Below are 22,663 nucleotides of genomic sequence, written 5' to 3'. Positions count from 1 at the left end.
TCAGGTGTGCCCAGCGAGGATAGCCGCCGGTGTCCCATCCGTAGGACTCGCGAGGGGCACACGGAAAATGGTATAGACCCGGCTTCTAAGCTGATGTCCATGACCGCTGAGCAGCTGATCTCCTTCGCCCGTGGCGCCCCGTCGCTGGACATCGTCGACGTGGAGGGTCTCAAGGCCGCCGCCGCCCGCGCTTTCGACGCCGACCCGGCCGGTGTGACCGCCTACGGCACCTCTGTCGGCTACCTCCCGCTGCGGAAGTGGATCGCCGACAAGCACAACGTCTCCCCCGACCAGGTCATCGTGACGAACGGCTCGCTGCAGGCGGACGCGTTCCTCTTCGGCCACCTGGTGCAGCCGGGTGACGACGTGGTGGTGGAGAAGCCGACCTACGACCGGACGCTGCTCAACCTGCAGAACCTGGGCGCCAAGGTGCACCAGGTGACGCTGCAGGAGGACGGGATCGACATCGAGGAGCTGCGGACGCTCCTCGAGTCCGGGGTGCGGCCGAAGCTGGCGCACATCATCCCGAACTACCAGAACCCGGCCGGCCTGACCCTGTCCGAGGAGAAGCGGCGGGCGCTGCTGGCCCTGGCCGAGCAGTACGAGTTCATCATCTTCGAGGACGACCCGTACGTGGACATCCGGTTCCGTGGCGAGCCGCTGCCCTCGATGCTGTCGCTGGACACCAACAACCTGGTCGTGCACGCCTCCAGCTTCACCAAGACGGTCTGCCCGGGTGTCCGGGTCGGTTACCTGGTCGGCCCGGCCGCGCTGATCGACGCGATCGCGAAGAAGGCCACCAACCTCTACATCTCCCCCGGCATGGTGTCCGAGGCGATCGTGCACCAGTTCTGCGTCTCCGGTGACATCGAGAAGTCGGTCCGGACGGTCAGCGCGGCGCTGGGCGAGCGGGCGAAGGTGCTGGCCGAGTCGATCCGCAAGCACATCCCCGGCGCCACCTTCACCGAGCCGGACGGCGGCTACTTCCTGTGGGTGGACCTGCCCGCGGACGTGGACGTCGACAAGCTGTTCCCGGCGGCGATGAAGAAGGGTGTGGCGGTCGTGAAGGGCAGCGACTTCCTGCTCGACGGCGGCCGCAACTCGCTGCGCCTGGCGTACTCCGCGGTCACGGTCGACCAGATCGACGAGGGCGTGCGGCGGATCGCCGAGGCCATCGCCGAGGTACGGGGCTGACGCGGGTTTCGTTCCCGTCCGGCGCGGGGATGCTTCCCCGCGCCGGGGTAGCCTCCAGTGGTTTGTCGTCCCGGGGGAGGCTGACATGACGGAAGAACGCTCGTGGGCGGCCCGTGGCGGGCCCCTGGGCAAGGCGTGGGCGGCGCGGATGCGCGGCCTGCTGAACAACGGCGACCATTTCGAGCCGGGCGACCCGGATCAGAGTCCCACCTCGGTGGTCGACTGCGGTGTCTACGTGGACGGCAAGCGCACTCCCGGCGAGTTCAGTCCCGACAAGGCGCTGGAGGAGGCGTGCAAACAGGAGGGCGCCTTCGTGTGGCTCGGGCTGCACGAGCCGTCCGAGGCGGAGATGGCCTCGATCGCGCGGACCTACGGCCTGCACGAACTGGCGGTGGAGGACGCGGTCAAGGCCGAGCAGCGGCCGAAGCTGGAGCAGTTCGGCGCGGTGCACTTCCTGGTGCTGCGGACCGCCCGGTACGTGCCGCACCAGGAGCTGACCGAGAGCTCGCAGGTGGTCGAGACCGGCCAGATGATGATCTTCATCGGTGAGCAGTTCGTGATCACCGTCCGGCACGGCGACGCCTCCGAGATGTCGCCGGTGCGGGCCGACCTGGAGAACCAGCGGGCGGCCTTGCTGCAGCAGGGCCCGTGGGCGGTCGCCTACGCGGTCACCGACCGGGTCGTCGACCACTACCTGGAGGTCGCCGACGACTTCGAGGCCGATCTGGACCTGATCGAGGAGGGCGTCTTCTCGCGTGACCGGATCGCCCCGATCCAGCAGGTCTACCAGCTCAAACGAGAGCTGGTGGAGTTCCGCCGGGCGGTCGTCCCGCTGCAGCGCCCACTCGCGGCGATCACGTCGAGCCAGGGCGTCGTGCCGAAGGAGATCCGGCGGTATTTCCGCGACGTTCAAGACCATTTGACGCGTACGGTCGAGCAGGTCTCGTCCTTCGACGACCTCCTCAACTCGATCCTGCAGGCCCGCCTCGCGCAGGTGACCGTCGACCAGAACAACGACATGCGCAAGATCGCGTCCTGGGCGGCCATCGCCACGGTCTGGACCGCGTTCGCCGGCATCTACGGCATGAACTTCGACTACATGCCCGAACTCGGCTGGCGGTACGGCTATCCCGTGCTGATCGCCTTCCTGTCACTGGTGACAGTGCTGCTCTACCGTGCCTTCCGCCGCAACGGCTGGCTCTGACCCCCACGACATCGGCCCATGCCTCTAGAGTGTCCGGGTGCCGTCGCGTCAGGATGAGCTGCATTCGTATCAATATTCGGTGCAGCGTGTGGTGGCGGCGCTGGTGTCACACGACCCGGACCCGCAACGATCGCCGCTGCGCAGAGCCGGTGTCACGGCCCTGATCAGCCTGCTGATCGCCGCTCTGGTGGTCGGCGGTTTCGCCGTCTACGGCCTGTTCACCGGCAACACCATGGCCGCCGCGAACGACCCGAGCGCCGTGCTGGTGGAGAAGAAGACCGGCGCGCGGTACGTGTACCTGGAGTCGGACAAGAAGCTGCACCCGGTGTTGAACTACACGTCCGGCATGCTGCTGGCCACCGGGCACCCGCCGGCGTTGAAGACGGTCGCGTCCGAGAAACTGGCCAAGATCGCACTGGGTGAGCCGCTCGGCATCCTCGGCGCGCCGGACTCGCTGCCGACCGACAAGAACCTGCTCAAGGACACCTGGTCGATCTGCACCAGCACGGTCGCCGGCAAGCCGAAGAGCACGCTGGTGATCGGCACCGGGGTTCCGCAGGGCAAGGGCGCCCCGTCGGGCGGTCTGCTGGTCAAGGACAACAAGGGACGTACGTTCCTGGTGTACGAGGGCAAGCGGCACCTGCTGCCCACCGCCCGCGCCGACGCCACCATGCGTGTCCTCGGCTGGTACGGCAGCCGCCCGTGGATCGTCTCGTCCGCCTGGGTCGACGCCATCCCGTCCGGCTCCGACCTGGCCGCGCCGGTGATCCCCGGCTATCGCGGCGCCTCGGTGGTCAGCGGCCGCAAGGTCGGTCAGGTGCTGACCCTGGACGGCAGCTCGTACGCCATGGTCCTCGCGGACGGCGTCGCCCCGCTCAGCGAGCTCCAGCTCAAGCTGCTGACCATGGTCCCGGGCGCCGGCCGGCCGGTCACCGTCGGCGCGCAGGAGTGGGGCAACAACCTGACGACGTCGAAGACCGGGATGCCGTCCACCGTGGCCGATCTGCCGCTGGTCGCGCCGAAACTGGCGGCGGCCCCCACGACGGCCTGCATGACGGCGACGCTGAAGGACGAGCAGATGAGCCTGGAGATGCGGACCGGCCTGGAGATCCCGGCCGGGCGTACCCCCGTCGGTATGGCGAGCGTCGACCTGGTGACCATGCCGCGCGGCAAGGGCGCGGTGGTGGAGTCGGTCTCGTCGCCGGACGCCCCGGCGGGCAGCGGCACGGTCAGCCTGATCACCGACGACGGCGTCCAGTTCCCGCTGGCGAGCCGGGAACTGCTGGGCAAGTTCGGGTACGGCAATGTCACGCCCACCCGGGTCCCGTCCCAGCTGGTCGATTATCTGCCCGTCGGGCCGGCGCTGGACCCCGTCCAGGCCGGCCCGAAGGCGAGATGATCTACCGGGGGTCCTGCTTGGTCTGATCGGTCGTGTTGGTCGCCGTGGTGTAGACGGTCGGCTCCATCGGCTCGAAGGCGGAGTCGTCGGCCCCGCCGGCGCGTGTCACGGGCTCGTACTCCTCCCACTGGGCCTCGCGGCGACGGCGGGCGACGTACGCGGCGCCCACGCCGACAGCGGTGCCGAGCAGCGCGTACCCGAAGAGCCGGCTGCCCCGGTTCTTCTTCCGGGTGGTCGCCTTGGCGGCCTTCTTCTGGAGTTTGAGGGCCTGCTTCTGCTGGGCCTTCAACTCCTTCTTGCTGGCCTTCTTGGTGGTCTTGCCGGCCTGCCGGACGGTCTCCGACGCCGTGGTCAGCGCGGCGAGCGCGCTGTCCCAGCTCTGCGAGGCCGCGTCACGAGCCGCGGTCGCGGCCGGCTGAACCCGGTCCTTGGCCGCGGTGAACTTGGGCGTGACTGTCGCGCTGGTCTCCTGTGCTGCGATCGAAGCCGCGCGCTTGAAGTGGTCCACGCTCTGCCCGAGCTCGTTGCGCATGCGCGCCTTCCGGCTCCGACGACGAATCGTTGCGAACACCAGTGCCCACCTCCTGTGGTCTTCTCCCACGTCATGTTGCCTTCTCAGGTACCCCCGCGCGACCCGATCCCCGACATGGGGGAGGATCCGAATTGCACGAGAACAGCCCATCACCACGACGGGAGTACCCGTGGCCGAGAACATTTACGCCACCCTGCACACCAATCACGGCGCCATCCGGGTGCAGCTCTTCCCGGATCACGCCCCCGCGACGGTCCGCAACTTCGTCGAGCTCGCCGAGGGCACCAAGGAGTACACCGACCCGCGGACCGGCCAGAAGGGCAGCGGGCCGTACTACGACGGCACCATCTCGCACCGGGTCATCGCCGGCTTCATGGTTCAGATGGGTGACCCGACCGGCACCGGTCGCGGTGGCCCGGGTTACCAGTTCGCCGACGAGTTCCACCCGGAGCTGTTCTTCGACCGGCCGTACCTGCTCGCCATGGCGAACGCCGGCCCGGGCACCAACGGCTCGCAGTTCTTCATCACGGTCGGCCCGACCCCGCACCTGAACCGCCGGCACACGATCTTCGGCCAGGTGGCGGACGAGCAGTCGGCGAAGGTCGTCGACGCGATCGCGAACACGCCGACCGGCCCGGGCGACCGCCCGCGTGAGGACGTCGTGATCGAGAAGGTCTCGATCGAGCGTTCCTGACCTCTCACGGTACCTTTGGTGCCATGAGTGAGGCCCCCTCGACGGCACCGGTGTGCTATCGCCATCCGTCACGAGAGACCCTGCTCAGCTGCAGCCGGTGCGAGCGTCCGATCTGCACCAGTTGCATGAACGACGCGGTGGTCGGCCACCAGTGCCCCGAGTGTGTCAAAGAGGGACGCCGCAGCCAGCGGCCGGCGCGCACCGCCTTCGGCGGGAGCCGCGCCGGCCAGCTCGGCTTCGTCACGACCGGGATCATCGCGATCAACGCGGTGGTCATGGTCGTGTCGGCGATCGTCGGCGGCCCGAGCGCCATCGCCGGCGGTGGCTGGTTCGGCCTGATGGGCAGCGGCACCCCGGTTACCGAGTGGGGCGAGGTGCTCGGTCTGGCCCTCTACCCCGACGGTGAGATCCACGGCGTCGCCCAGGGCGAGTGGTACCGGCTCTTCACCGCCATGTGGCTGCACTACGGCGCGGTGCACCTGCTGCTCAACATGATGCTGGTGGCGCAGGTCGGCCGCTATCTGGAGGTTCAGCTCGGCCCGCTGCGGTTCGCCGCGCTCTACCTGCTGGCCGGCATCGGCGGCAACGTCGCGGCGTACGTCTTCCAGGCGCCGAACCAGCCCTCCGCGGGCGCGTCCACTGCCACGTTCGGCCTGATCCTGGCGGTCATCGTGATCAACCGCCGGTTGATGCGGGACTCCAGCGCGATGACGTCCACGCTGATCGCCAACCTGATCTTCACGTTCACCATCCCGTACATCTCGATCGCCGGTCACCTCGGCGGCCTGGTGGCGGGTGGCGCCGCGGCTGCCGTGCTGGCTTATGCCACGCGGCCGCACCGGGGTGTCAAGCAGGCGATCGGCCTGGCGGTGCTGCTCGCGGTGGTCGTGGTCGCCGCGATCGTCCGGACCGGCACCATCCTCTAGCGAGCGTGTTGATTTCGGCCGCTATGCGCGCCCGAAATCCACACGCGGCCGCTAGCCGACGGTGCGCAGGTCGGCGAGCGACGCCGCCACGTCCTCCGGGCTGGCGCTGAGCTCGTTGGTGCCGAACAGGTAGATGGCATCGCCCGCGTCGATCTCCAGGAGCTCGCTGCGCAGGCCGCGGCGGGCGGTGGTCTCCACCCGTACCCGCTCGATCCGGTCCCAGGTCAGGTGCCGCCGGCCGGCGAACCCGGTGACCACCGTGACGCCCGACGGATCCGCCGCCAGGCGGACCGGGACGACCAGGTCGCGCGCCGCCCAGGTGGTGAGCGCGGCCGCGGCGATCACGGCGAGCCCCCAGCGCACCACGTCACCCTCGGCGAACAGCGCGGCGAGGGCGGGCACCGCGAGGGCGGCGACCAGCTTGGCGGCCGGGAGGACGGGTCTGACTCGCCACTGCATCATCCCCATCACTATTCCAGAATGATTCGCACCACCTTCGGCGAGCCGCTGTAATTCGATATTCAGTGAGGTCGGCCGCCTCTTCCGGCATTCATCTTCCGTTAACACTGCATGGACGTGTTCGCCAGTACGTTCCACCCCGCGGCCGAGGCCGCCGCGGCCCTGCCGGGGGCCGCCCGGCACCTTCCGATCTTCCGTAACTGCGTGGACCCGGACGATCCGGCCGTCCTCGTGGCCCGCTGCGTGCGCCCCGGATCGCCGCTCTCCGGAGACTGGTTCCTGCTGCTCACCGAGCGCCGCCTGGTGGTCACCCAGGAGACCCGGCCGCTGCGCCGGCTGCGCCTGCACCTCAACGCGAACCTGCGGATGCTCAGCAACGTGACCTGGCGCCTCGATCTGTCCAAGCCGGGCATCGAGCTGGCCGTCACCGCGATGGACGGGGTGCGCGAGCGGTTCCGGATGCGCCTGGCCGACTCCGCGGCGGCGTGGCGGGTCGAGGAATTGTTGCGCGAGGGTTTCCTCCCCAGATCGGTCACGGTCTAGTTCCCGCGTGTGTATTTCGGCCGTCATGCGCGCCCGAAATACACACACTCTCGTTAGCCCAGGAAGTCGCTGATCGAGCGGCGCAACCCGGCCGGATCCAGGCCGTGGACGCGGGCGTGATCGTGCCGGCTGCCGTACCCGCGCACCTCGGCACGACCGACGCCCAGGTGCAGCGCCCGGTGCGGCAGCCCGCTCAGCGTCTCGCTGACCAGCCCGGCCGAGGTGCCCTTCAGATAGGGCTCCACGACGACGACCTCACCGGTACGCATCAGCGACCGCAGTCCGCCGGTGTCCAGCGGCCGTGGCGTGTTGGTGTAGGCCACCGTCACGTCCAGGTCCCGGGCGGCCTCCAGGACCGGGTCCAGCATCGGGCCCACCGCCACCACCAGGGCCCCGCCGTGCCGCAGCGCCCGCAGGCTCCCGCCGTCCGGATGCGCCCGGCCGTTCTCCTGCTCGGAGAGCCGCACGTAGACCCGGTCGTCGTGGCGGGCCGCGTCCCGCAGCAGTCCCGGGACCTCGTCGCGGTGGCCGGGCACGTGCACGGTCCAGCCGTCGAGGGTGTCCAGCAGGGCCACGTCGCCCGGGGACTGGTGGGTATAGCCCTCGGCCGCCGCGTCGTACGACCCGCCGATGCTCACCAGCACCGCCCCCGCGTCCTGGTGCCCGAGGTCCAGCTTGATCTGCTCGTAGGCCCGGTCGATCAGGAACGGCGCGTACGAGTGCAGGTAGGGCCGCATCCCGGTGAGCGCGAGCCCGCCGCCCACCCCGGCCATCAGCTGCTCCCGGATGCCGACGTTGAACACCCGGTCCGGGTGCCGGCGCTGGGCGTCGCGGAACGAGGCGGCCGAGATGTCGGCGACCACCAGCGCGGTCCGCGGGTCCTCGGCGAGCAGTTCTGTCGTGGTGTCGATGAACGTCTGCCTCATAGCCCCGCCACCACCAGGTGCGGCCGGTCGGCGACGACCCGCAGGGCCCGTTCGATCTCGTCGTGGTCGCGCCCGTTCACCACCGAGACGCCCCAGTTCGGGAAGCGCGCGGGGATCCCGCCGGGCCAGCCGTGTGTGGCGGACCGGTTGTCGATCACGATGGCGGTGATCGGCAGCCGGATTGCGGCCGCGTACGCGATCGCCTCGTGATTCGATCCCTCGTCCAGTTCCGCGTCGCCGAGCAGCACGAACGTGCGGGTGCCGAGGTGACCCTGGGCGCGTAGGCCGAGGGCGGTGCCGACGGCGAGACCCAGGCCGTGCCCGAGCGAGCCGGTGCCGACCTCGACGCCGGGGATCAGCAGCCGGTCCGGGTGGTGGCCGAGCGGGCTGTCCCAGCCGCCCATGTCGTCGAGCCAGTCCGCCGGGATGAACCCCTTGGCGGCGAGCACGGCGTAGTACGCGGCCGGACCGTGCCCCTTGGAGAGCAGGAACCGGTCCCGCGCCGGATCGTCGACGGTCCCGGGTGTGACTCGTAACACCCGGTCGTAGAGAATCCAGAGAACGTCCAGTGTGGAATGCGCGCTCGGGGCGTGTTTGACGTCGCCGGTGATCCGGCTGAGCAGCGCGTGTACGGGGTGTCCGGGTGTCGTCATCACGGTCATGTGCTTAGGCTGCAACTTGAAGTTCACTTCAACTCAAGGAGCTACATGGAGACGCTCACCATCGGGGAACTCTCGGCGCGCAGCGGCGTCGCGCCGTCGGCGTTGCGCTTCTACGAGCGGGAGGGGCTGATCCACGCCTCCCGGACCAGCGGCAACCAGCGGCGGTACGACCGGGCGGAGCTGCGCCGGGTGTCCTTCATCAAGATCGCGCAGCAGGTCGGGGTCTCGCTCGACGAGATCCGCGAGGCGCTCGCCTCCCTGCCGGAGAACCGCACCCCCACCAAGGCCGACTGGTCCCGGCTGTCCGCGCGCTGGCGTTACCGGCTGCAGGAGCGGATCACCGTGCTGGAGCGCCTGCGCGACGAGCTCAGCGGCTGCATCGGCTGCGGCTGCCTGTCCCTGCAACGGTGCAAACTCGCCAACCCGGGCGACCGCCTGGCCGCCGGCGGCACCGGCCCCCAGCGCATCCTCAACCCGGCCCCCGACCTCAACCCGGTGCTCGCCCTCGACCCGGCCCTGGACTGAGCAGCGGGGCCGGGGAGGCGAAGCGGAGGATGTGGGATTCGAACCCACGATGAGTTTCCCCATACCGGTTTTCAAGACCGGCGCCATCGGCCACTAGGCGAATCCTCCAGCGGTGCGGGGTCCAGTCTGCCATTCGCGATTGGTTCTTGTCGTACCGGTGGGGCAGAGTCGGGCTCATGCACGCGATCGTGATCGAGGACAAGCGGCTCGTCTGGGCCGAGGTGCCGGAGCCGGAGGCGGGCGAGGGCGAGGTGATCGTCGACGTCACGGCGTCGGCGGTGAACCGGGCGGACGTTCTCCAGCGGCAGGGCTTCTATCCGCCGCCACCGGGCGCGCCGGCCTATCCGGGCCTGGAGTGCTCCGGCGTGATCAGCGCGGTCGGGCCGGGTGTCACCGGGCATCACGTGGGTGAGCGGGTCAGCGCGCTGCTGGCCGGCGGTGGCTACGCCGAGCGCGTGGCGGTGCCGGCCGGCCAGCTGCTGCCGGTGCCGGCGGGGTTGTCGCTGGTCGAGGCCGCGACCCTGCCCGAGGTCGCCTGCACGGTCTGGTCCAACGTGGTGGACCGGGACCGGCTGCGTCCCGGTGAGACGCTGCTGGTGCACGGCGGCGGCGGCGGGATCGGCACGTTCGCGGTCCAGCTCGGGGTTGCGCTGGGAGCGAAAGTCCTGGTCACCGCGCGGCAGGAGAAACACGAGCGGCTGCGCGCGCTCGGCGCCGAGCTGACGATCGACTATCAAACCCAGGATTTCGTACGGGTCTCGCGCGACCACACCGGCGGAAGAGGCGTCGACGTCGTGCTCGACATCATCGGCGCGAAGTACCTGGCCCGCAACGTCGAGGTGCTCGCGCCGGAGGGCCGGATCACGGTGATCGGCATGCAGGGTGGCCGCTCCGCCGAGCTGGATCTGGGTGCCCTGATGGCGAAGCGCGGCCGGGTGTCGTCGACCTCGCTGCGGGCCCGTCCGGCGGCCGACAAGGCGCGGATCGTGGCCGGCGTGCGGGATCAGGTGTGGCCGCTGGTGGCCGCCGGACTCGTCAAGACGGTCATCCACCGGACCTTCCCGCTGTCCGAGGCTGCCGCCGCGCACGAGTTGATGGAGTCCAGCGACCACTTCGGGAAGATCGTTCTGCAGCGCTGATCACACGTTCGGGTGAACGGCCTCGGAGGTATATGCCCGATAAGGTCCAATATGCGGCGAGTCGTGGCGGTCTCCGGCCGTGTCCCACCCAGCATGGACGGACAACGCGTCCGGCAGGCGGGCGTGTACCGACCGCTGGGGACCACCGTGACGTACGCACCGCACCGCTCCGCCCCCGTCCGGAACGTCCCGCCGCACGAGGACGCCGCGGACCCGGCGCTGCGGTGGCGTGCGCGCCTGTGGATCACCGGTGGGCTCGTCGTCTCCGTCGCGCTCGTCGTCTTCGGCGTGTGGGCGGTGGTGACGTCCCCACCACCCCCGGCCGCGGTCCCCGAGGGCCCGGTCTTCGGGGTGTCCCCCGCCGGCGGATTCCGGTTCGACGTGACCGCGCTGCGCTGCGGCGTGTCGTCGATCGGCCCGGAAGGCCTGGAGCAGCGGCCTGGCGGGCAATTCTGTCTGCTGGACGTGAATGTGACGAACCGGGGCTCGGAACCGGAGCTTTTCGACAGCGAGGTGCTGCGCATCCACGATGCCAACGGCGAAGCCTACGCCGTCGCCGAGCAGGCCGCGGTCTTTCTCAACGATCGAAGCCCGAGCCTGCTCAACGAGATCGAGCCGGGGGACACGGTGGCCGCTGTGCTCCCCTTCGACGTGCCGTCGGACGCCGAACTCAACCAGGTGACAGTGCGCGGCACGCTGTCCACTCCGGGCGTACGTCTCGATCTCCCGGATCCGCGCTGAACACAGCGTTTATCGGTTCGTGATCGGGGATCAATTATGTGAATCATGCCCCGGCGGATTCGATGTTGTGTTGGCATGGTCCACGGAATACGCACGGTTGTCCGGGTTCCCATTGCCCACCTTCGACGGCGGCATAAGCGCGGCAGGCAGCATCGGCCGCGTTCGGATGGGATTCGCGTGAGTGCCCCGGGCCTATTTCGGAGGCAACACTGCACGGTTCGTCCACCCGCCGGGTGCTGACCGCCGGCGCGCTCGCGCTGGCCGTCATCACGCCGGCCCTAGACCAGGTCGAGCACGGTGCTGAGGCGCTCACGACGCCCCAGTCCCTGCCGGCCACACCGGACCTCACGGATCACCCGATCGATGTGGAGATTCAGAAGCGACAGCTCGACGAGCCGGCAGCGTCCACCACGACGGAACTGCGACCGGATCGGCTCCGGGAGATCCGGTTCGACGCCGGCCTCACCAGGGCGGCAGCACCGGCCGGCCTCACCAGGGCGGCAGCACCGGCCGGCCTCGTCCGGGCGGCGCCGCCCGGCCTGCTGAGCCGCCAGGCGGCCGATCAGCGCGTCTCCCGCGCGATCCCACGCCGGCCCGCCGCGCTGCGCCCGGCCACCCGGGTGCGCCCGGCGCCGGTCCTGCGCCGTTCCGCCCGGGTCGCCCGGCCGGCCGTCGAGGTACGGCAGGTGACCAGGCCCGCCGTCCGGCCGGTGACGCGGGAGATGCGCACCGTCCCGACGGCCCGGGCCCGGACCGCGCGGATCGCCCGGAAGACCGTCGTGGTGCAGCGCCGGCAGGTGACCCTGTCACCCGGCACGATCCGGCGGACGGCGCGCAGCACCGGTGTGCGGCCGATGCGGACCGCCGCGGGAGCGCGGGACATGCGGGCGGTGATCGCGTTCGCCCGGTCGCAGGTCGGCAAGCGTTACGTGCGCGGCGGGGAGGGACCGCACGGCTTCGACTGTTCCGGGCTCACCAAGCGTGCCTACGCCCGGGCCGGTCTGCGGCTGCCGCACTCGTCCGGCGCGCAGGCCCGGCGGGCCAGGACGGTCTCGCGGTCCAAGGCGCGGCCCGGCGACCTGGTGGTGGGCTCCGGTCACGTGGGCATCTACATGGGCAACGGGATGATGATCGACGCGGGGAACCACCGCACCGGCGTCGTCTACCGCAAGCTCTACCGCGGTCTGTCGGTGTCCCGCCTGGGATGAGAGCCGCGGTGAGGGGCCCGGACAGCAGTCAGCACCCGCCGGTTCGACGGGTGCCGACTCGCTGACCGCCGTGGTCCTTCACGGCAGCCGATCGCAACCAGGCGCGGGGATCTCGGCCGCACGCACCCGGTCGGATGTCTGACAGAACTATGACCGATGACGGGCTCGGGCATGCGCACCACCTGTGCGTTTACCCCTTCGAGTGACGGCGGGCCGCAATGCGGACGAAAGACGCTGGTCACACCGAACGGTTAGTCTCGGCCCATCGTGGGAAGACCTGATCAGTTACTCACCACGTCGCCGGAGGCCACCTCATGAGTCTTGACCGCGCTCTGGCGCCCGATCCGTACGATGTCCTCCCGCCGGTCCCGGCCTTCACCGTGACCAGCACGGACGTCACGGACGGGCAGCCACTCGACGAGCTGTACGCGCACACCAGTGTGGGCGGGAAAAACCTGTCGCCGCAGCTCGCCTGGTCCGGTTTCCCGGCGGAGACGCGTGGCTTCGTGGTCACCTGCTTCGACCCGGACGCGCCGACCGGCAGCGGCTTCTGGCACTGGGTCCTGGTGAACCTGCCGGTGGCGGTCACCTCGCTGGAGCGCGGAGTGGACCCGCTGCCGGACGGGGCGTTCTGCGTGCGCAACGACTACGGCGAGCGCAACTACGGCGGCTCCGCCCCGCCGCCCGGCGACCGCGCCCACCGGTACGTGTTCGCCGTGCACGCGATCGACGTCGACCGGCTGGAGGTGACCCCGGACGCGTCGCCGGCCTACGTCGGGTTCAACCTGGCGTTCCACACGCTGGCCCGGGCCACGATCCGCCCGACCTTCCAGGTGCGCGGCTGAGACAACCGACGGTGTGTGTGTTTCGGCCGCCATGCGCGCCCGAAATGCACACACCGGCAAAGGCCGTCGGCTCACCAGCCGACGGCCTTGTGATGTGCTGAGCGGTCAGGCGCCCGGGACGCGGGCCACGCAGAAGACCGACTGGCCGAACGGCGGCCGCACGACGCGCTCGGCGGCCTTGGTGACCGGCAGCACGAAGGTGTCGTAGATCTTGACCATCGGCCCCTCTTTCGGGGCGAGCTTGAAGATGCTCGTGGCGGTGTAGTAACCGATCAGGCCCAGCGCGTTCGCGTAGTGCAGCTTCTCGATCTCCAGCCCGGCCTCGGTGAAGGCGGCGCCCAGCGTCTTCTTGGTGTAGCGGCGGATGTGCCCGGTGGCGATGTCGACCTGGCTCATCGCGAACATGAACGCCGGCACGATGATGATCACCCGGCCGCCCGGGCGGACCAGCTCCTTCATGCTGCGCAGCGCGCCCACGTGGTCCTCGATGTGCTCGAGCACGTTGTAGGAGACGGCGGCGCTGTATTCCCCGCTCGGGTCCTGGGCGGGCAGCAGCATCTGCTTCACGTCGATGTTCGCGTGCTCGGCCATCCGCTCCTTGAGCAGGACGAGCCGGTCGGGGTCGGCCTCGGTCGCGGTGAACTTCGGCAGGTGCTCCGCCCACTCGATCGCGTAGTCCCCGAGACCGCTGCCGATCTCGATGGGGTTGTCTCCGAGGTAGGGGAGAGCGAGCTCGACGAACCACCGGCGGTGGTTCACGGCCATGGCAAGGCCTTCGAGCACTTCGGACTGGATCCGCTGGTCTCCAGTGATGTCTGCCATAGGTGAGGTTCCCTCATCTTGCCGATCTGAGCTGACAGCGGGACCGCTGAAGTTAACCATCTGACGCGCCTATCCGAAAGTTGAGCACTGGTCACCACTGATTTTTTGGCCTGATTGAGACATAGGTGGGCCGGGTACTCGGATGGGTTACCTCACCGGAAGTCCACAGGGTGGCGGTTCGCCGGACACGCGGAAAACACGCGTACATATCGGCTCTATCACGCCTGGGGCGCACACCGCTGGCATCTGCGAAACCTCGGTTAGGCTCGCCGATGCTATGACGATTACGGGTTTTGACTCGACAGGCCAGCCGACCGACGAGAACGTTCTGTCGCGCGGCCGGGTGACCGCCGAAGACGACCTGGATGCGGAGCTGATAGCCCTCGAGGCGGATGTCGCGATGACCGCTCCCGCGGTTTCCGCCCCGCCTGCGGAGACCGTCAAACCCCAGGTGAGACGGCGTCTGCTGACGTGGCAGGACGTCGTCGCGCTCGCGACTTTCATGATCGCGGCGTTCATGCTGACCGCTCCGTTGTGGCTCAATCTTGATCATGAACTGCGTGATGATCCGCAGGATCAGGCTTTCTTCGAGTGGATGCTGGCGCACGGTGCGCGGGTGCTCACCGATGGCGCGTATCCGTTCTTCTCGGACCGCTTGAATTACCCCGACGGGGTGAACATGATGGCCAACACCTCGGTGTTGGCCGTTTCGTTGCCACTGACGCCGATCACTCTTCTGTTCGGTCCGCATGTGGCCTTCAACGTATTTCTCACCGGCGCATTGGCATTAACCGGTGCTTCGTGGTATCTGGTGCTCTCGCGCCGCTTCGTCGCTTCCCGCGCGGCGGCCTGGGTCGGCGCGCTCGTCTGCACGTACGCCCCGAGCATGGTCTCGCACGCCGGCGGCCACCCGAACATCGTCTCCCAGTTCCTCGTCCCGCTGATCATCTGGCGCACCCTGGAACTCCGGGTCCGCGGCCGCTCGATCCGCAACGGCCTGATCCTGGCCGGCCTCCTGGTCTGGCAGGCGTTCATCAACCTCGAGGTACTCTTCATGACCGCGGTGGGCCTCGGCGTCTTCTGCGTGGTCATGGCCGTGGTCCGCCGCAAGAGCCACCCGGGCGAGGTCCTGCCCTTCCTGCGGGCGCTCGGGGTCACCGCGATCACCACCCTGGCCGTCCTGGCCTACCCGCTGAGTGTCCAGTTCTTCGGCCCGCAGGCCTACCACGGCCTCGCCGAGTTCGTCCGGAACTTCGGTGCCGACCTGGCCTCGTTCACCGCTTACTCCCGGCACTCGGTGGCCGGCGACTCCGCCACCGCCGCCCTGCTCACCCAGAACCCCGCGGAGGAGAACGCCTTCTTCGGCTGGGGCCTGATCGTCCTCTTCTTCGGGCTGCTGCTCTGGCTGCGGCGCTCGGCCGCGGTGCTGGTGCTGGGCGCGATCGCGATCCTCTTCGCGGCCATGTCACTGGGGCCGACCGTCGTGCTGAACGGGGTCGACACCGAGGTGCCGGGCATCTGGGCGTTCCTGCACCACCTGCCGGTGCTGAACTCGGCGGTGCCGACCCGGTGGGCGATGGCGATCGCCCCGATCGTCGGCATCGTGCTGGCCCTGGGCTGCCAGCGCGCGGCCGACACCATGCGCACCCAGCCCACCGCCCGGGGCCCGGTCCGGGTCGCGATGATCACCGCGGTGGCGATGGCGCTGGTGCCGCTGATCCCGCGGCCGCTGGCGACGGTCCCGATGGAGCCGGTGCCGGAGTTCGTGACCTCCGGGGCCTGGCGGGCGTACGTGGACGAGCAGCACACCATGGTGGCTCTGCCGCTGCCGGACAGCAGCTACCCCGACCCGCTGCGCTGGACCGCCTACACCGGTCACGACATGCGGATCGCCGGGGCGTACGCGCTGCTGCCCAACCAGAACCCGTGGAACCCCTCCGACCGGACCGCGATGTTCTCCCCGCCGTGGCGCCCGACCAGCGGCCTGATCTCCTCGATCCGCCAGGGCAACCCGGTTCCGGAGATCACCGACGAGCGGCGCGAGATGGCGCTCGCCGACCTGCGGTTCTGGAAGGCCGGCGTGGTCGTGCTGACCCCGCAGAACCGGGACATCGAGATGCTGCGTACCATGTCCGACCTGCTGGGCTTCCGGCCCACCTGGACCGGCGGCGCCTGGATCTGGGACGTGCGCGCCCTGGTCGACGACCCCGACGCGGTCCTCACCGGAGGCGACCCCTTCTAGCGTGTGGATTTGCGGCGCGTAGGACGGCCGAAATCCACACGCTGTCGGGGGTGGCCCGTACGACTAAGGGGTCTTGATGCAGCAGCCCGGGCAGACCTTGGGCCGCGGCAGGGTGAAGGCCAGGCAGCACGTCTTGCGGCGCACGTCGAGGCGGCCCTGGTCGTTGGGGTGAAGCTCGATCAGGTCGCGCACCCCGAGGGCGGTGAGCAGCCGGTCGATGGTCTCGGCGGAGGAGCCGGGCACCGCGTCGGCGGATCGCAGGACGCCGTACGCGATACCGGAGGCGAGGGACCCGAGCAGGGTGCGTTTGCCCAGTCGGACCCGGCTGTGGACGGCGTCGAGCAGGGGCGTGAGGTGCTCGTCGAGGATGCTGCGGCGGAACTCGGCCAGCAGCGCGTCCTCGTCGGCGACCACCCGGACCTCGGGGCGGCCGGAGAGCGCGAGGGGATCGTTGGGGAGGACCGCGATAGTGGTACCCCGGCGGATACCGAGGGTGATCAGCGGGCGCGGGTCGTCGAAGTGCATGACCGCGTCGGTGGCGGTGAGCAGCGGGACCCGGCGCGCGGAGGCCCAGCCGAGGACGGCCGGGAGGGTGAGCCAGTAGGTGTACGCCTTCCAGGCGAGCGCGGCGGCGGCGTGCGGCTGAGCGTTCCACCGGCGGCGGGCGGCGTCGAGGATCGTGTCCAGGTGGACGTCGGCCAGGCGGGCCGTGGGTGTCCAGCCGGCCATGTCGGGCACCAGCAGACCGGGTGCCAGGCCGGGGATCTCGGTGCTGGTGCCGAACATGGCACGCAGAGTCGCGGTGACCGGCGCCAACGGCCGGGGGCGGATCTGCGTCAGCTCCATGGTGGGGCTGGTCACGGGCGTCCGCCTGCCCGCGGCACTCGTCGCTGAGTCACCGCATTCTCCTTGCGGATGGACTTGCTTGAAGTAGGTGGGGGCGAGCCGCGCTCTTGTGGAGCGGCTGGGGCTCGCGACGACCCACGGTACCCGGTTAAGGGTAGCCTAACCACAGTGGGCAAGGGGATCTTTCGGGCGAATGCCCTAGGTAATGATTACTTTACGTAGCGTGGCGGTGCTGCCGGATTCGTCAAGGTATCTGTCGGCAAATCGCTACTAACTCCTTCGCGACAGGGACTCCCGGCGACACTGAACATGCCGTCGCGAAGGGGACATCCGTGATGACCACCTCGCCCATTGAACGGGCAGCAGACCAGTTCGTTACGGTGCTCGCGCAGTGGCGGGCCGACCGCGGGATGACGAAGAAGCAGCTTGCCGCGCGCATGGGCTTCGATCCCTCGTACGTCAGCCACGTCGAGGGACGGCGCCACAAACCCACCGAGGACTTCGCCCGCAGAGCCGAGGCCGTCCTCGGCGCCGGCGGCGCCATCTGGCAGAGATTCCAGGAGTACGACGAACTCCGGCACGCCCGCAACACCGGCCCGCACCGGGATCCGCCCGTCCCGGTCCAGTGGCTGCCGCCCGGCACCGGCCTGATCGTCGAGCGTGAGGTGGCCGAACTGGCCTACACCGGCGGGGCCTACCGCTGCCGGGTGTCGCGCTGGCTCTACAACGCCGGCGTCGAACCCGTCACCCGGTACCTCGCGAAGGTCGCCGTCGACCGGTACCCGCACGACCCCGCCGGCTCCAACCGGCACCACCGGGAGAACCCACTCGACTTCGGTGAGATGGACGTGCGCGCGTTCGCCGGCGAGGGCGACGCCGCCGAGCCGATGCAGTGGCGGGTCAAGCTCGACCGGGACGCGTCCAAGGAGATCTGGCTGATGTTCGCCAACGAGCGCGGTCAGTTCCCGCTCTACCCCGGCGAGCGGACGATCATCGAGTACGCGTACACGGTCGACGAGAGGAAATGGGGCCAGTGGTTCCAGCGTGCCGTCCGGCTGCCGACCCGCTCGCTCACCGTCCGGCTGGATTTTCCGGAGAACTTCGAGCCCCAGGTCTGGGGAGTGGAGGCATCGCTCAACGCCGAGGTGCCCGTCCGGTCCCCGTTGGAACGCCGCACCGAGGGAGGTCGCGCCATTTTCGAGTGGTCCACCGACGCGCCCCTGCTCAACGCCCGGTACCGCCTCGAATGGCGGTACCGCGGCGCCGGCGCCCCGGTCTACGAGGAAACCGGGCCTCCGGAGCCGGCCCTGCCGCGGGCCTCGCACCGGATGCGCGGCATCGGCATCATCCAGCGCGGGTCCGACCTGCTCCGGCAGCGGGCCCGCCACTTCCAGCTGCCCCGCGAGCAGGCCGCCGCCCGTAACGCGGTCACCCAGCTGCTCACCTCTCTGGGTCGGCTGGACGACCTGCACGAGTTCAGCAAGGGGGTCGGGCTGGCGGCGCCGCAGGTCGGTGTGCCGGTCGCGGCCGCCGTGGTCCGGCCGCCCGAGCGGGACATCGACCCGGTCGTCCTGCTCAACCCGCGGATCGTCGGCGAGTCGAGCGAGTGTGACGAGCAGTACGAGGGCTGCCTGTCGTTCTTCGACTACCGGGGCCTGGTGCCGCGGCCGCTGCGGATCGACGTGGAGCACGCCCGGTTCGACGGGACCCGGGTGGTGACCTCGTTCGAGCGTGGGCTGGCCCGGTTGATCAGTCACGAGATCGACCATCTGGAGGGCCGGCTGTACGTGGACCGGATGCAGGCCGACGCGAAGCTGGTGCCGGTCGCCGAGTACCAGCAGACCGGCCGCCCTTGGGACTACTAGTCGCTAAAACTGTCGTACTTTATCCGGATCGATGGCACCTGCAGCTCGGCGAGGGTCTTCAAGGTGGCCTTCACCATCCGGCCCGACCCCGAGACGAAGAAGTCGTGCTCCTTCCACGGGCCGTACTTCGCCACCACGTCCGAGATGTCCCCCTGCTCGCCGGGGAACGTCGGATCGTCACTGCACGCGGTCACCACCGACAGCCACGGATAACGGGCCGCCAGCCGGTTCAGGTCGGCCAGATCGTAGAGATCCTCCCGGGTCCGCGCGCCGAAGAAGACGTGCACCCACCGGGTCCGGTTGTACCGGGTCAGCTCCTCCAGCAACGACTTGATCGGGGCCAGGCCGGTGCCGCCGGCCACGAACACGGCGTCCCGGGTCGACCGGCGGTCCAGCGTCATCGAACCCATCGGCGCCGCCAGCTTCACCATGTCCCCGACCTGCAGTCGGCGGACCAGGGCGCTCGACACCCAGCCCGCACCGACCGCCCGGACATGGAACTCCAAGGTGTTGTCGCGGCGCGGCGCGTTCGCCGGGGAGTAGGTGCGCCACAACCGGGGCTGATAGCGCGGGGCCTCCAGGCTGAGGTACTGCCCGGCCCGGAACTCCAGCGGCTGCAGCGGCAGCACGGTGAACACCGCGATGTCCTGGGAGCGGCGCTCGTGCGCGACCACCTCGCCGTACCAGTAGGGCGGATTCTGATCAGCGTCCGCGCCGGCCAGCATCTTCGAGGCGATCACGGCGTACGCGTCGGCCCAGGCCTGGTCGTACTCGACGCCCCACTCCTCGCCCGCGAACGCCCGCATCGCCTCGATCAGCGCCCCGCCGACCACCTCGTAGTGCTCTGGTTCCACGTGGAACTTGCGGTGGTCCCGGCCGAGCGCCCGCAGATAGTCGTCGAACCGCTCCGGGTCCTCCAGCGTCTGCACCGCGGTCACGATCGCGCCCAGCAGGCGGGCCCTCTGCACATCCATCTGCACCGGGAACAGATCACGCAGGTCGGGGTGCGACAGGAACATCCGCGCGTAGAAATAGCCCGCGACCTTGTCCTGATGCTCCTCGACCAGGCTCCAGCTCTCCTTGAGCAAGCGTGCGAGGTCTCCCATGCCATTCAGGGTGGTCAGCGCAGTCGGGAACACGACGCACCGGAGGTGCGATTCGCCACCCTCTCCGGCGCGTCGTTTCCCGAATTGGGGGAGTTCGTGCCTCGCCTACAGTTGTCGGGTGAGCGTCGAGGAACAGCAGCAGTCCACTCGCCCGCGATACGGGATCGAGATCACCATCGTCCTGCTGCTGTCGCTCGGGCAGTCCGCGATCTACTCCATCGTGTCGCTGACCGCGAAACTCACCGCCGCGGCGCCGCTCGCCCAGCAGACCGCCACCCTCAACCCGACCGTCTCGCCACGCCCCTACCTGGACCTCACCTACCAGCTCCTGAACATCTTCTTCGCCCTGATCCCGGTGATGCTGGCGCTGTTCCTGCTGTGGCGCGACCGCATCCGTCCCCGCGACCTCGGCATCGACTTCCGCAAGCCGGGCTTCGACATCGGGTGGGGCGCCGGCCTCGCGGCCGCGATCGGGCTTCCGGGCCTCTTGCTGGTGTACGCGGCCCTTCAGCTCGGCATCAACGCCCAGATCCGCCCATCCGGCCTCGACGCCTACTGGTGGACCCTGCCCGTGCTGATCCTCGCCGCCGTGCAGAACGCGGTGCTCGAAGAGGTGATCGTCGTCGGGTACCTGCTCACCCGGCTCCGCTCCCTCGAGCTGTCCCCGGTGTGGATCATCGCCGCGTCCGCCGTGCTGCGCGGCTCCTACCACCTCTACCAGGGCTTCGGCGCCTTCATCGGCAACGCGATCATGGGCGTGGTCTTCGCGCTGTTCTACCTTCGCACGAAACGCGTCATGCCCCTGATCGTCGCGCACAGCCTCCTCGACATCGTCGCCTTCGTCGGTTACGAGACGCTGCCGGAATCCTGGCTCGACTGGCTCTCATAGAAACGCTGCGCCCGCGCCGCCACCATCCCGGCCGTCGCCCGCGCCCCCAGCACCGCGGTGACCAGACTCACGCCCGGCAGTGCCCGGTTCGCCAGCCGCAGCGCCGCCCACGCGACGAACGGCCCACTGCCCGGACTCGCCAGCTTCAGCAGATCCTCGGCCCGCCGCGGGTCCTCCGGATCCACCCCGAACGCCGCCGCCAGATGCAACACCAGCTCCGCGTGCGTCACCACGATCGCCGTGGTCAGGGCAACCGGTGCGTACGGGCCGGCGACCGCACCGAGCGCACCCCGCAACCCGGCGGTCCGGGTGAACCGGCGGGTCGCCAGCCGGGCCAGCGCCTGCGGCGACGCCGTGGGATAGGTGTCGCGGGTCCGGGCGGCCCAGGCTCTCGCCCGCGGCCCGATCGCCTCGACGGCGGCAAGGGCAAGGATCTCGGGGGTACGGGAGGGCTCCGCCAGCAGCTCCTCGGCGAGGGATTCGAAGCGCTTGCCCGCCCGCTCCCGGGAACCCAGCGACGGCAGCCGCACAACGACCGCAGACGACGTCCCCACCGCAGCGATCGCCTCCACCTTCGGCGCGGCTGTCGGGTCCGCGTTGTCGGCCGGTTCCGCCCGGTGCCCTTCGGGGGCCGTAGGCGTGTCGGGCCGTGAGCCGGTCGGTGTTGTGGGCACGCCCGGATCCGGCACTGCCCCCTCCGCCGCAGTGACGGGGTGCGGCGTTTCCTTCGGCTTCCGCGGAGCAGCCTTCCGGGGCGGGGCGCCCTTCTTCACCGGAGCCGCCTTCTTGGCCGGCGCCTCTGCGGCTTCGGCTGGCGCGGGCGCCGTCTTAACCGGAGTTTCCGCGGCTTTGGCGGGCCCGGCTGCCTTCTTGACGGGGGCCTCTGCGGCTTTGGCGGGCGTGACCGCCTTCTTCGCCGGCGTGCGCTTGGCCGGCGCGGTTGCCTTCCTTGCGGGCCGCTGCCTCGCCCCGGTCTCCGGAGGCGTCTGATCGGCCTGGTTTTCGACGGTCGCTCGGTCGGGCCGGCTTCCGGCGGGCTGCTCCCCAGCGGGGGCCGGCGGTTCGGCGGCGGGGGAGTCGCTGGGGCGGCGGGACGGCTGGGGTGGCACGGTGGCGTCGGTCGGCGCTGCCGGGCGGGCCGCGGCTTTGCGCGGGATGCGGCGTGGGGGTGCTCCACCCGTACCCGAAGAAGGGTTTTCAGAGTGACTTTCGGCACCCGAATCCGGCTTCGGTGGCTGGAAGGTGACCGCCGGCGGCGCGGCACGGCGCGCAGGACTCGCGGCCGGCTGCTCGGCGGAGGGCTTCTGCTCGGGCGCACTGAACGGGCTTCGCGGATCGCGAGCCCGCGGAGCCTCCCGGCGCGTGTTCTCCTCCATCGCTGCGAGCCTAGCCTCATCCGCGACGTTTCGCCTGTTCGTGACCCCTCGCGAAGATCTCCGGTGTGCCGGATGCCGCCCTCTTTGTGCGCCCGTCACAGAGTCCGGTATTGTCAGTCCCCGGTAGTCCTCGGGCTGCCGGGGAGACTTCGCCTAGTCCGGTCTATGGCGCCGCACTGCTAATGCGGTTGGGGTTTTACCGCCCCTCCCGGGTTCGAATCCCGGAGTCTCCGCGCGAAAGTCGGTGTTGTAGGCTGACTGAGCAACAAGGTAAGCGCCCGTAGCTCAATGGATAGAGCATCTGACTACGGATCAGAAGGTTAGGGGTTCGAGTCCCTTCGGGCGCACTTCCTAAAAATGGCTGTGACCTGCGGAAACGCGGTTCACGGCCATTTTTGTTTCCCAGTTTTGAGCCCGGATTTTCCCGCGATGTGGGACGTGGTGATCCGGTGGTGATCGGTTGTTTCGGAATGGTCTGTCTCGACCCGTGTTGACCAGTGCTTTTCCGTCCGCGATGTGG

22 protein-coding genes and 3 tRNA genes are annotated in these 22,663 nt (G+C 69.6%); 16 read left to right on the top strand and 9 right to left on the bottom strand.

Annotated elements, in window-relative coordinates:
* Positions 1-99: 99 nt before the first annotated feature.
* The 3 genes from ACZ3II_RS05245 to eccB all read left to right on the top strand — a co-directional run bounded on the left by ACZ3II_RS05245 (position 100) and on the right by eccB (position 3,797).
* Positions 100-1,194, top strand: coding sequence for an aminotransferase-like domain-containing protein (locus tag ACZ3II_RS05245; protein ID WP_465516327.1), 1,095 nt, complete (start codon positions 100-102; stop codon positions 1,192-1,194).
* A gap of 85 nt (positions 1,195-1,279) precedes the next feature.
* Entirely contained in the window at positions 1,280-2,398 is a 1,119-nt protein-coding gene (locus ACZ3II_RS05240) for a magnesium and cobalt transport protein CorA (protein ID WP_465516326.1), read from the top strand.
* A 37-nt stretch (positions 2,399-2,435) separates the two neighbouring features.
* Positions 2,436-3,797 carry a type VII secretion protein EccB gene (gene eccB, locus ACZ3II_RS05235; protein WP_465516325.1) on the top strand — a complete coding sequence of 454 codons (1,362 nt, stop codon included), beginning with the start codon at positions 2,436-2,438 and terminating at the stop codon, positions 3,795-3,797.
* Position 3,798: 1 nt separating this feature from the next.
* Here eccB and ACZ3II_RS05230 read toward each other — a convergent pair whose 3' ends face one another.
* A complete protein-coding gene (locus ACZ3II_RS05230) occupies positions 3,799-4,329 on the bottom strand; it encodes a hypothetical protein (protein WP_465516324.1) in 531 nt (176 codons plus the stop codon).
* A gap of 169 nt (positions 4,330-4,498) precedes the next feature.
* Between ACZ3II_RS05230 and ACZ3II_RS05225 the strand changes: the two genes are divergently transcribed.
* The gene (locus ACZ3II_RS05225) at positions 4,499-5,023 is read left to right on the top strand and encodes a peptidylprolyl isomerase (RefSeq protein ID WP_465516323.1); all 525 of its coding nucleotides are present in this window, start codon (positions 4,499-4,501) and stop codon (positions 5,021-5,023) included.
* Between the two features lie 23 nt (positions 5,024-5,046).
* Positions 5,047-5,949 (top strand): rhomboid family intramembrane serine protease, encoded by a 903-nt coding sequence (locus ACZ3II_RS05220; protein WP_465516322.1) that lies wholly within the window; start codon positions 5,047-5,049, stop codon positions 5,947-5,949.
* 51 nt (positions 5,950-6,000) lie between these two features.
* On the opposite strand, the gene ACZ3II_RS05215 is transcribed toward ACZ3II_RS05220, so the two are convergent.
* Entirely contained in the window at positions 6,001-6,408 is a 408-nt protein-coding gene (locus tag ACZ3II_RS05215) for a PH domain-containing protein (protein ID WP_465516616.1), read from the bottom strand.
* Between the two features lie 111 nt (positions 6,409-6,519).
* On the opposite strand from ACZ3II_RS05215, the gene ACZ3II_RS05210 reads away from it, so the two are divergent.
* Positions 6,520-6,951, top strand: coding sequence for a hypothetical protein (locus ACZ3II_RS05210; RefSeq protein ID WP_465516321.1), 432 nt, complete (start codon positions 6,520-6,522; stop codon positions 6,949-6,951).
* A 53-nt stretch (positions 6,952-7,004) separates the two neighbouring features.
* On the opposite strand, the gene ACZ3II_RS05205 is transcribed toward ACZ3II_RS05210, so the two are convergent.
* Entirely contained in the window at positions 7,005-7,877 is an 873-nt protein-coding gene (locus ACZ3II_RS05205; protein WP_465516320.1) for a transketolase family protein, read from the bottom strand.
* Positions 7,874-8,539: a transketolase gene (locus tag ACZ3II_RS05200; protein ID WP_465516319.1), complete on the bottom strand. Its 666-nt coding sequence runs from the start codon at positions 8,537-8,539 to the stop codon at positions 7,874-7,876. The genes ACZ3II_RS05205 and ACZ3II_RS05200 overlap by 4 nt, the downstream gene beginning before the upstream one ends.
* Before the next feature lie 45 nt (positions 8,540-8,584).
* Here ACZ3II_RS05200 and soxR point away from each other — a divergent pair, with 45 nt between their 5' ends.
* The gene (soxR, locus tag ACZ3II_RS05195) at positions 8,585-9,064 is read left to right on the top strand and encodes a redox-sensitive transcriptional activator SoxR (RefSeq protein ID WP_465516318.1); all 480 of its coding nucleotides are present in this window, start codon (positions 8,585-8,587) and stop codon (positions 9,062-9,064) included.
* Positions 9,065-9,087: 23 nt separating this feature from the next.
* Here the strand turns inward: soxR and ACZ3II_RS05190 are convergent.
* Positions 9,088-9,172, bottom strand: a tRNA-Ser gene (locus ACZ3II_RS05190).
* A 68-nt stretch (positions 9,173-9,240) separates the two neighbouring features.
* Between ACZ3II_RS05190 and ACZ3II_RS05185 the strand changes: the two genes are divergently transcribed.
* The 4 genes from ACZ3II_RS05185 (at position 9,241) to ACZ3II_RS05170 (ending at position 12,997) form a co-directional block, all read left to right on the top strand.
* A complete protein-coding gene (locus ACZ3II_RS05185; RefSeq protein WP_465516317.1) occupies positions 9,241-10,203 on the top strand; it encodes an NAD(P)H-quinone oxidoreductase in 963 nt (320 codons plus the stop codon).
* 147 nt (positions 10,204-10,350) lie between these two features.
* A complete protein-coding gene (locus ACZ3II_RS05180) occupies positions 10,351-10,944 on the top strand; it encodes a DUF4352 domain-containing protein (protein ID WP_465516316.1) in 594 nt (197 codons plus the stop codon).
* 233 nt (positions 10,945-11,177) lie between these two features.
* Complete coding sequence (locus ACZ3II_RS05175; RefSeq protein WP_465516315.1) at positions 11,178-12,152, top strand: C40 family peptidase; 975 nt, start codon at positions 11,178-11,180, stop codon at positions 12,150-12,152.
* Between the two features lie 314 nt (positions 12,153-12,466).
* Positions 12,467-12,997: a YbhB/YbcL family Raf kinase inhibitor-like protein gene (locus ACZ3II_RS05170; protein ID WP_465516314.1), complete on the top strand. Its 531-nt coding sequence runs from the start codon at positions 12,467-12,469 to the stop codon at positions 12,995-12,997.
* 105 nt (positions 12,998-13,102) lie between these two features.
* Here the strand turns inward: ACZ3II_RS05170 and ACZ3II_RS05165 are convergent, their stop codons facing one another.
* The gene (locus ACZ3II_RS05165; protein ID WP_465516313.1) at positions 13,103-13,819 is read right to left on the bottom strand and encodes a class I SAM-dependent methyltransferase; all 717 of its coding nucleotides are present in this window, start codon (positions 13,817-13,819) and stop codon (positions 13,103-13,105) included.
* Positions 13,820-14,219: 400 nt separating this feature from the next.
* On the opposite strand from ACZ3II_RS05165, the gene ACZ3II_RS05160 reads away from it, so the two are divergent.
* Complete coding sequence (locus ACZ3II_RS05160; RefSeq protein WP_465516615.1) at positions 14,220-16,061, top strand: DUF6311 domain-containing protein; 1,842 nt, start codon at positions 14,220-14,222, stop codon at positions 16,059-16,061.
* Between the two features lie 63 nt (positions 16,062-16,124).
* On the opposite strand, the gene ACZ3II_RS05155 is transcribed toward ACZ3II_RS05160, so the two are convergent.
* Complete coding sequence (locus ACZ3II_RS05155) at positions 16,125-16,907, bottom strand: hypothetical protein (protein ID WP_465516614.1); 783 nt, start codon at positions 16,905-16,907, stop codon at positions 16,125-16,127.
* 335 nt (positions 16,908-17,242) lie between these two features.
* Between ACZ3II_RS05155 and ACZ3II_RS05150 the strand changes: the two genes are divergently transcribed.
* On the top strand, positions 17,243-18,772 hold the full coding sequence (locus ACZ3II_RS05150) for a peptide deformylase (protein ID WP_465516613.1): 1,530 nt from the start codon (positions 17,243-17,245) through the stop codon (positions 18,770-18,772).
* Here ACZ3II_RS05150 and ACZ3II_RS05145 read toward each other — a convergent pair.
* Complete coding sequence (locus tag ACZ3II_RS05145; RefSeq protein ID WP_465516312.1) at positions 18,769-19,878, bottom strand: globin domain-containing protein; 1,110 nt, start codon at positions 19,876-19,878, stop codon at positions 18,769-18,771. The genes ACZ3II_RS05150 and ACZ3II_RS05145 overlap by 4 nt on opposite strands.
* A gap of 118 nt (positions 19,879-19,996) precedes the next feature.
* Between ACZ3II_RS05145 and ACZ3II_RS05140 the strand changes: the two genes are divergently transcribed.
* Positions 19,997-20,767, top strand: a complete 771-nt coding sequence (locus ACZ3II_RS05140) for a CPBP family intramembrane glutamic endopeptidase (protein WP_465516311.1) — start codon at positions 19,997-19,999, stop codon at positions 20,765-20,767.
* Here ACZ3II_RS05140 and ACZ3II_RS05135 read toward each other — a convergent pair.
* Positions 20,725-21,441 (bottom strand): hypothetical protein, encoded by a 717-nt coding sequence (locus ACZ3II_RS05135; RefSeq protein ID WP_465516310.1) that lies wholly within the window; start codon positions 21,439-21,441, stop codon positions 20,725-20,727. The genes ACZ3II_RS05140 and ACZ3II_RS05135 overlap by 43 nt on opposite strands.
* Before the next feature lie 844 nt (positions 21,442-22,285).
* Between ACZ3II_RS05135 and ACZ3II_RS05130 the strand changes: the two genes are divergently transcribed.
* Together ACZ3II_RS05130 and ACZ3II_RS05125 are read left to right on the top strand one after the other, a co-directional pair.
* Positions 22,286-22,376: transfer RNA gene (locus ACZ3II_RS05130), tRNA-Ser, on the top strand.
* A 41-nt stretch (positions 22,377-22,417) separates the two neighbouring features.
* Positions 22,418-22,490 (top strand) — tRNA-Arg (locus ACZ3II_RS05125).
* Positions 22,491-22,663 lie beyond the last annotated feature (173 nt).

The organism is Actinoplanes sp. NPDC019969 (genome assembly GCF_055562375.1).
Note: the sequence above shows the minus strand (reverse complement) of the source record. Positions and strands in the feature narration are given on the sequence as shown.

Coding starts and splice junctions, on each gene's coding strand:
- ACZ3II_RS05245 (WP_465516327.1), top strand. CDS start 100: ATGACCGCTGAGCAGCTGATCTCCTTCGCCCGTGGCGCCCCGTCGCTG.
- ACZ3II_RS05240 (WP_465516326.1), top strand. CDS start 1,280: ATGACGGAAGAACGCTCGTGGGCGGCCCGTGGCGGGCCCCTGGGCAAG.
- ACZ3II_RS05230 (WP_465516324.1), bottom strand. CDS start 4,329: ATGCGCAACGAGCTCGGGCAGAGCGTGGACCACTTCAAGCGCGCGGCT.
- ACZ3II_RS05220 (WP_465516322.1), top strand. CDS start 5,047: ATGAGTGAGGCCCCCTCGACGGCACCGGTGTGCTATCGCCATCCGTCA.
- ACZ3II_RS05215 (WP_465516616.1), bottom strand. CDS start 6,408: ATGCAGTGGCGAGTCAGACCCGTCCTCCCGGCCGCCAAGCTGGTCGCC.
- ACZ3II_RS05210 (WP_465516321.1), top strand. CDS start 6,520: ATGGACGTGTTCGCCAGTACGTTCCACCCCGCGGCCGAGGCCGCCGCG.
- ACZ3II_RS05205 (WP_465516320.1), bottom strand. CDS start 7,877: ATGAGGCAGACGTTCATCGACACCACGACAGAACTGCTCGCCGAGGAC.
- ACZ3II_RS05200 (WP_465516319.1), bottom strand. CDS start 8,539: ATGACCGTGATGACGACACCCGGACACCCCGTACACGCGCTGCTCAGC.
- soxR (WP_465516318.1), top strand. CDS start 8,585: ATGGAGACGCTCACCATCGGGGAACTCTCGGCGCGCAGCGGCGTCGCG.
- ACZ3II_RS05185 (WP_465516317.1), top strand. CDS start 9,241: ATGCACGCGATCGTGATCGAGGACAAGCGGCTCGTCTGGGCCGAGGTG.
- ACZ3II_RS05170 (WP_465516314.1), top strand. CDS start 12,467: ATGAGTCTTGACCGCGCTCTGGCGCCCGATCCGTACGATGTCCTCCCG.
- ACZ3II_RS05165 (WP_465516313.1), bottom strand. CDS start 13,819: ATGGCAGACATCACTGGAGACCAGCGGATCCAGTCCGAAGTGCTCGAA.
- ACZ3II_RS05160 (WP_465516615.1), top strand. CDS start 14,220: ATGACCGCTCCCGCGGTTTCCGCCCCGCCTGCGGAGACCGTCAAACCC.
- ACZ3II_RS05155 (WP_465516614.1), bottom strand. CDS start 16,907: ATGGAGCTGACGCAGATCCGCCCCCGGCCGTTGGCGCCGGTCACCGCG.
- ACZ3II_RS05150 (WP_465516613.1), top strand. CDS start 17,243: ATGACCACCTCGCCCATTGAACGGGCAGCAGACCAGTTCGTTACGGTG.
- ACZ3II_RS05145 (WP_465516312.1), bottom strand. CDS start 19,878: ATGGGAGACCTCGCACGCTTGCTCAAGGAGAGCTGGAGCCTGGTCGAG.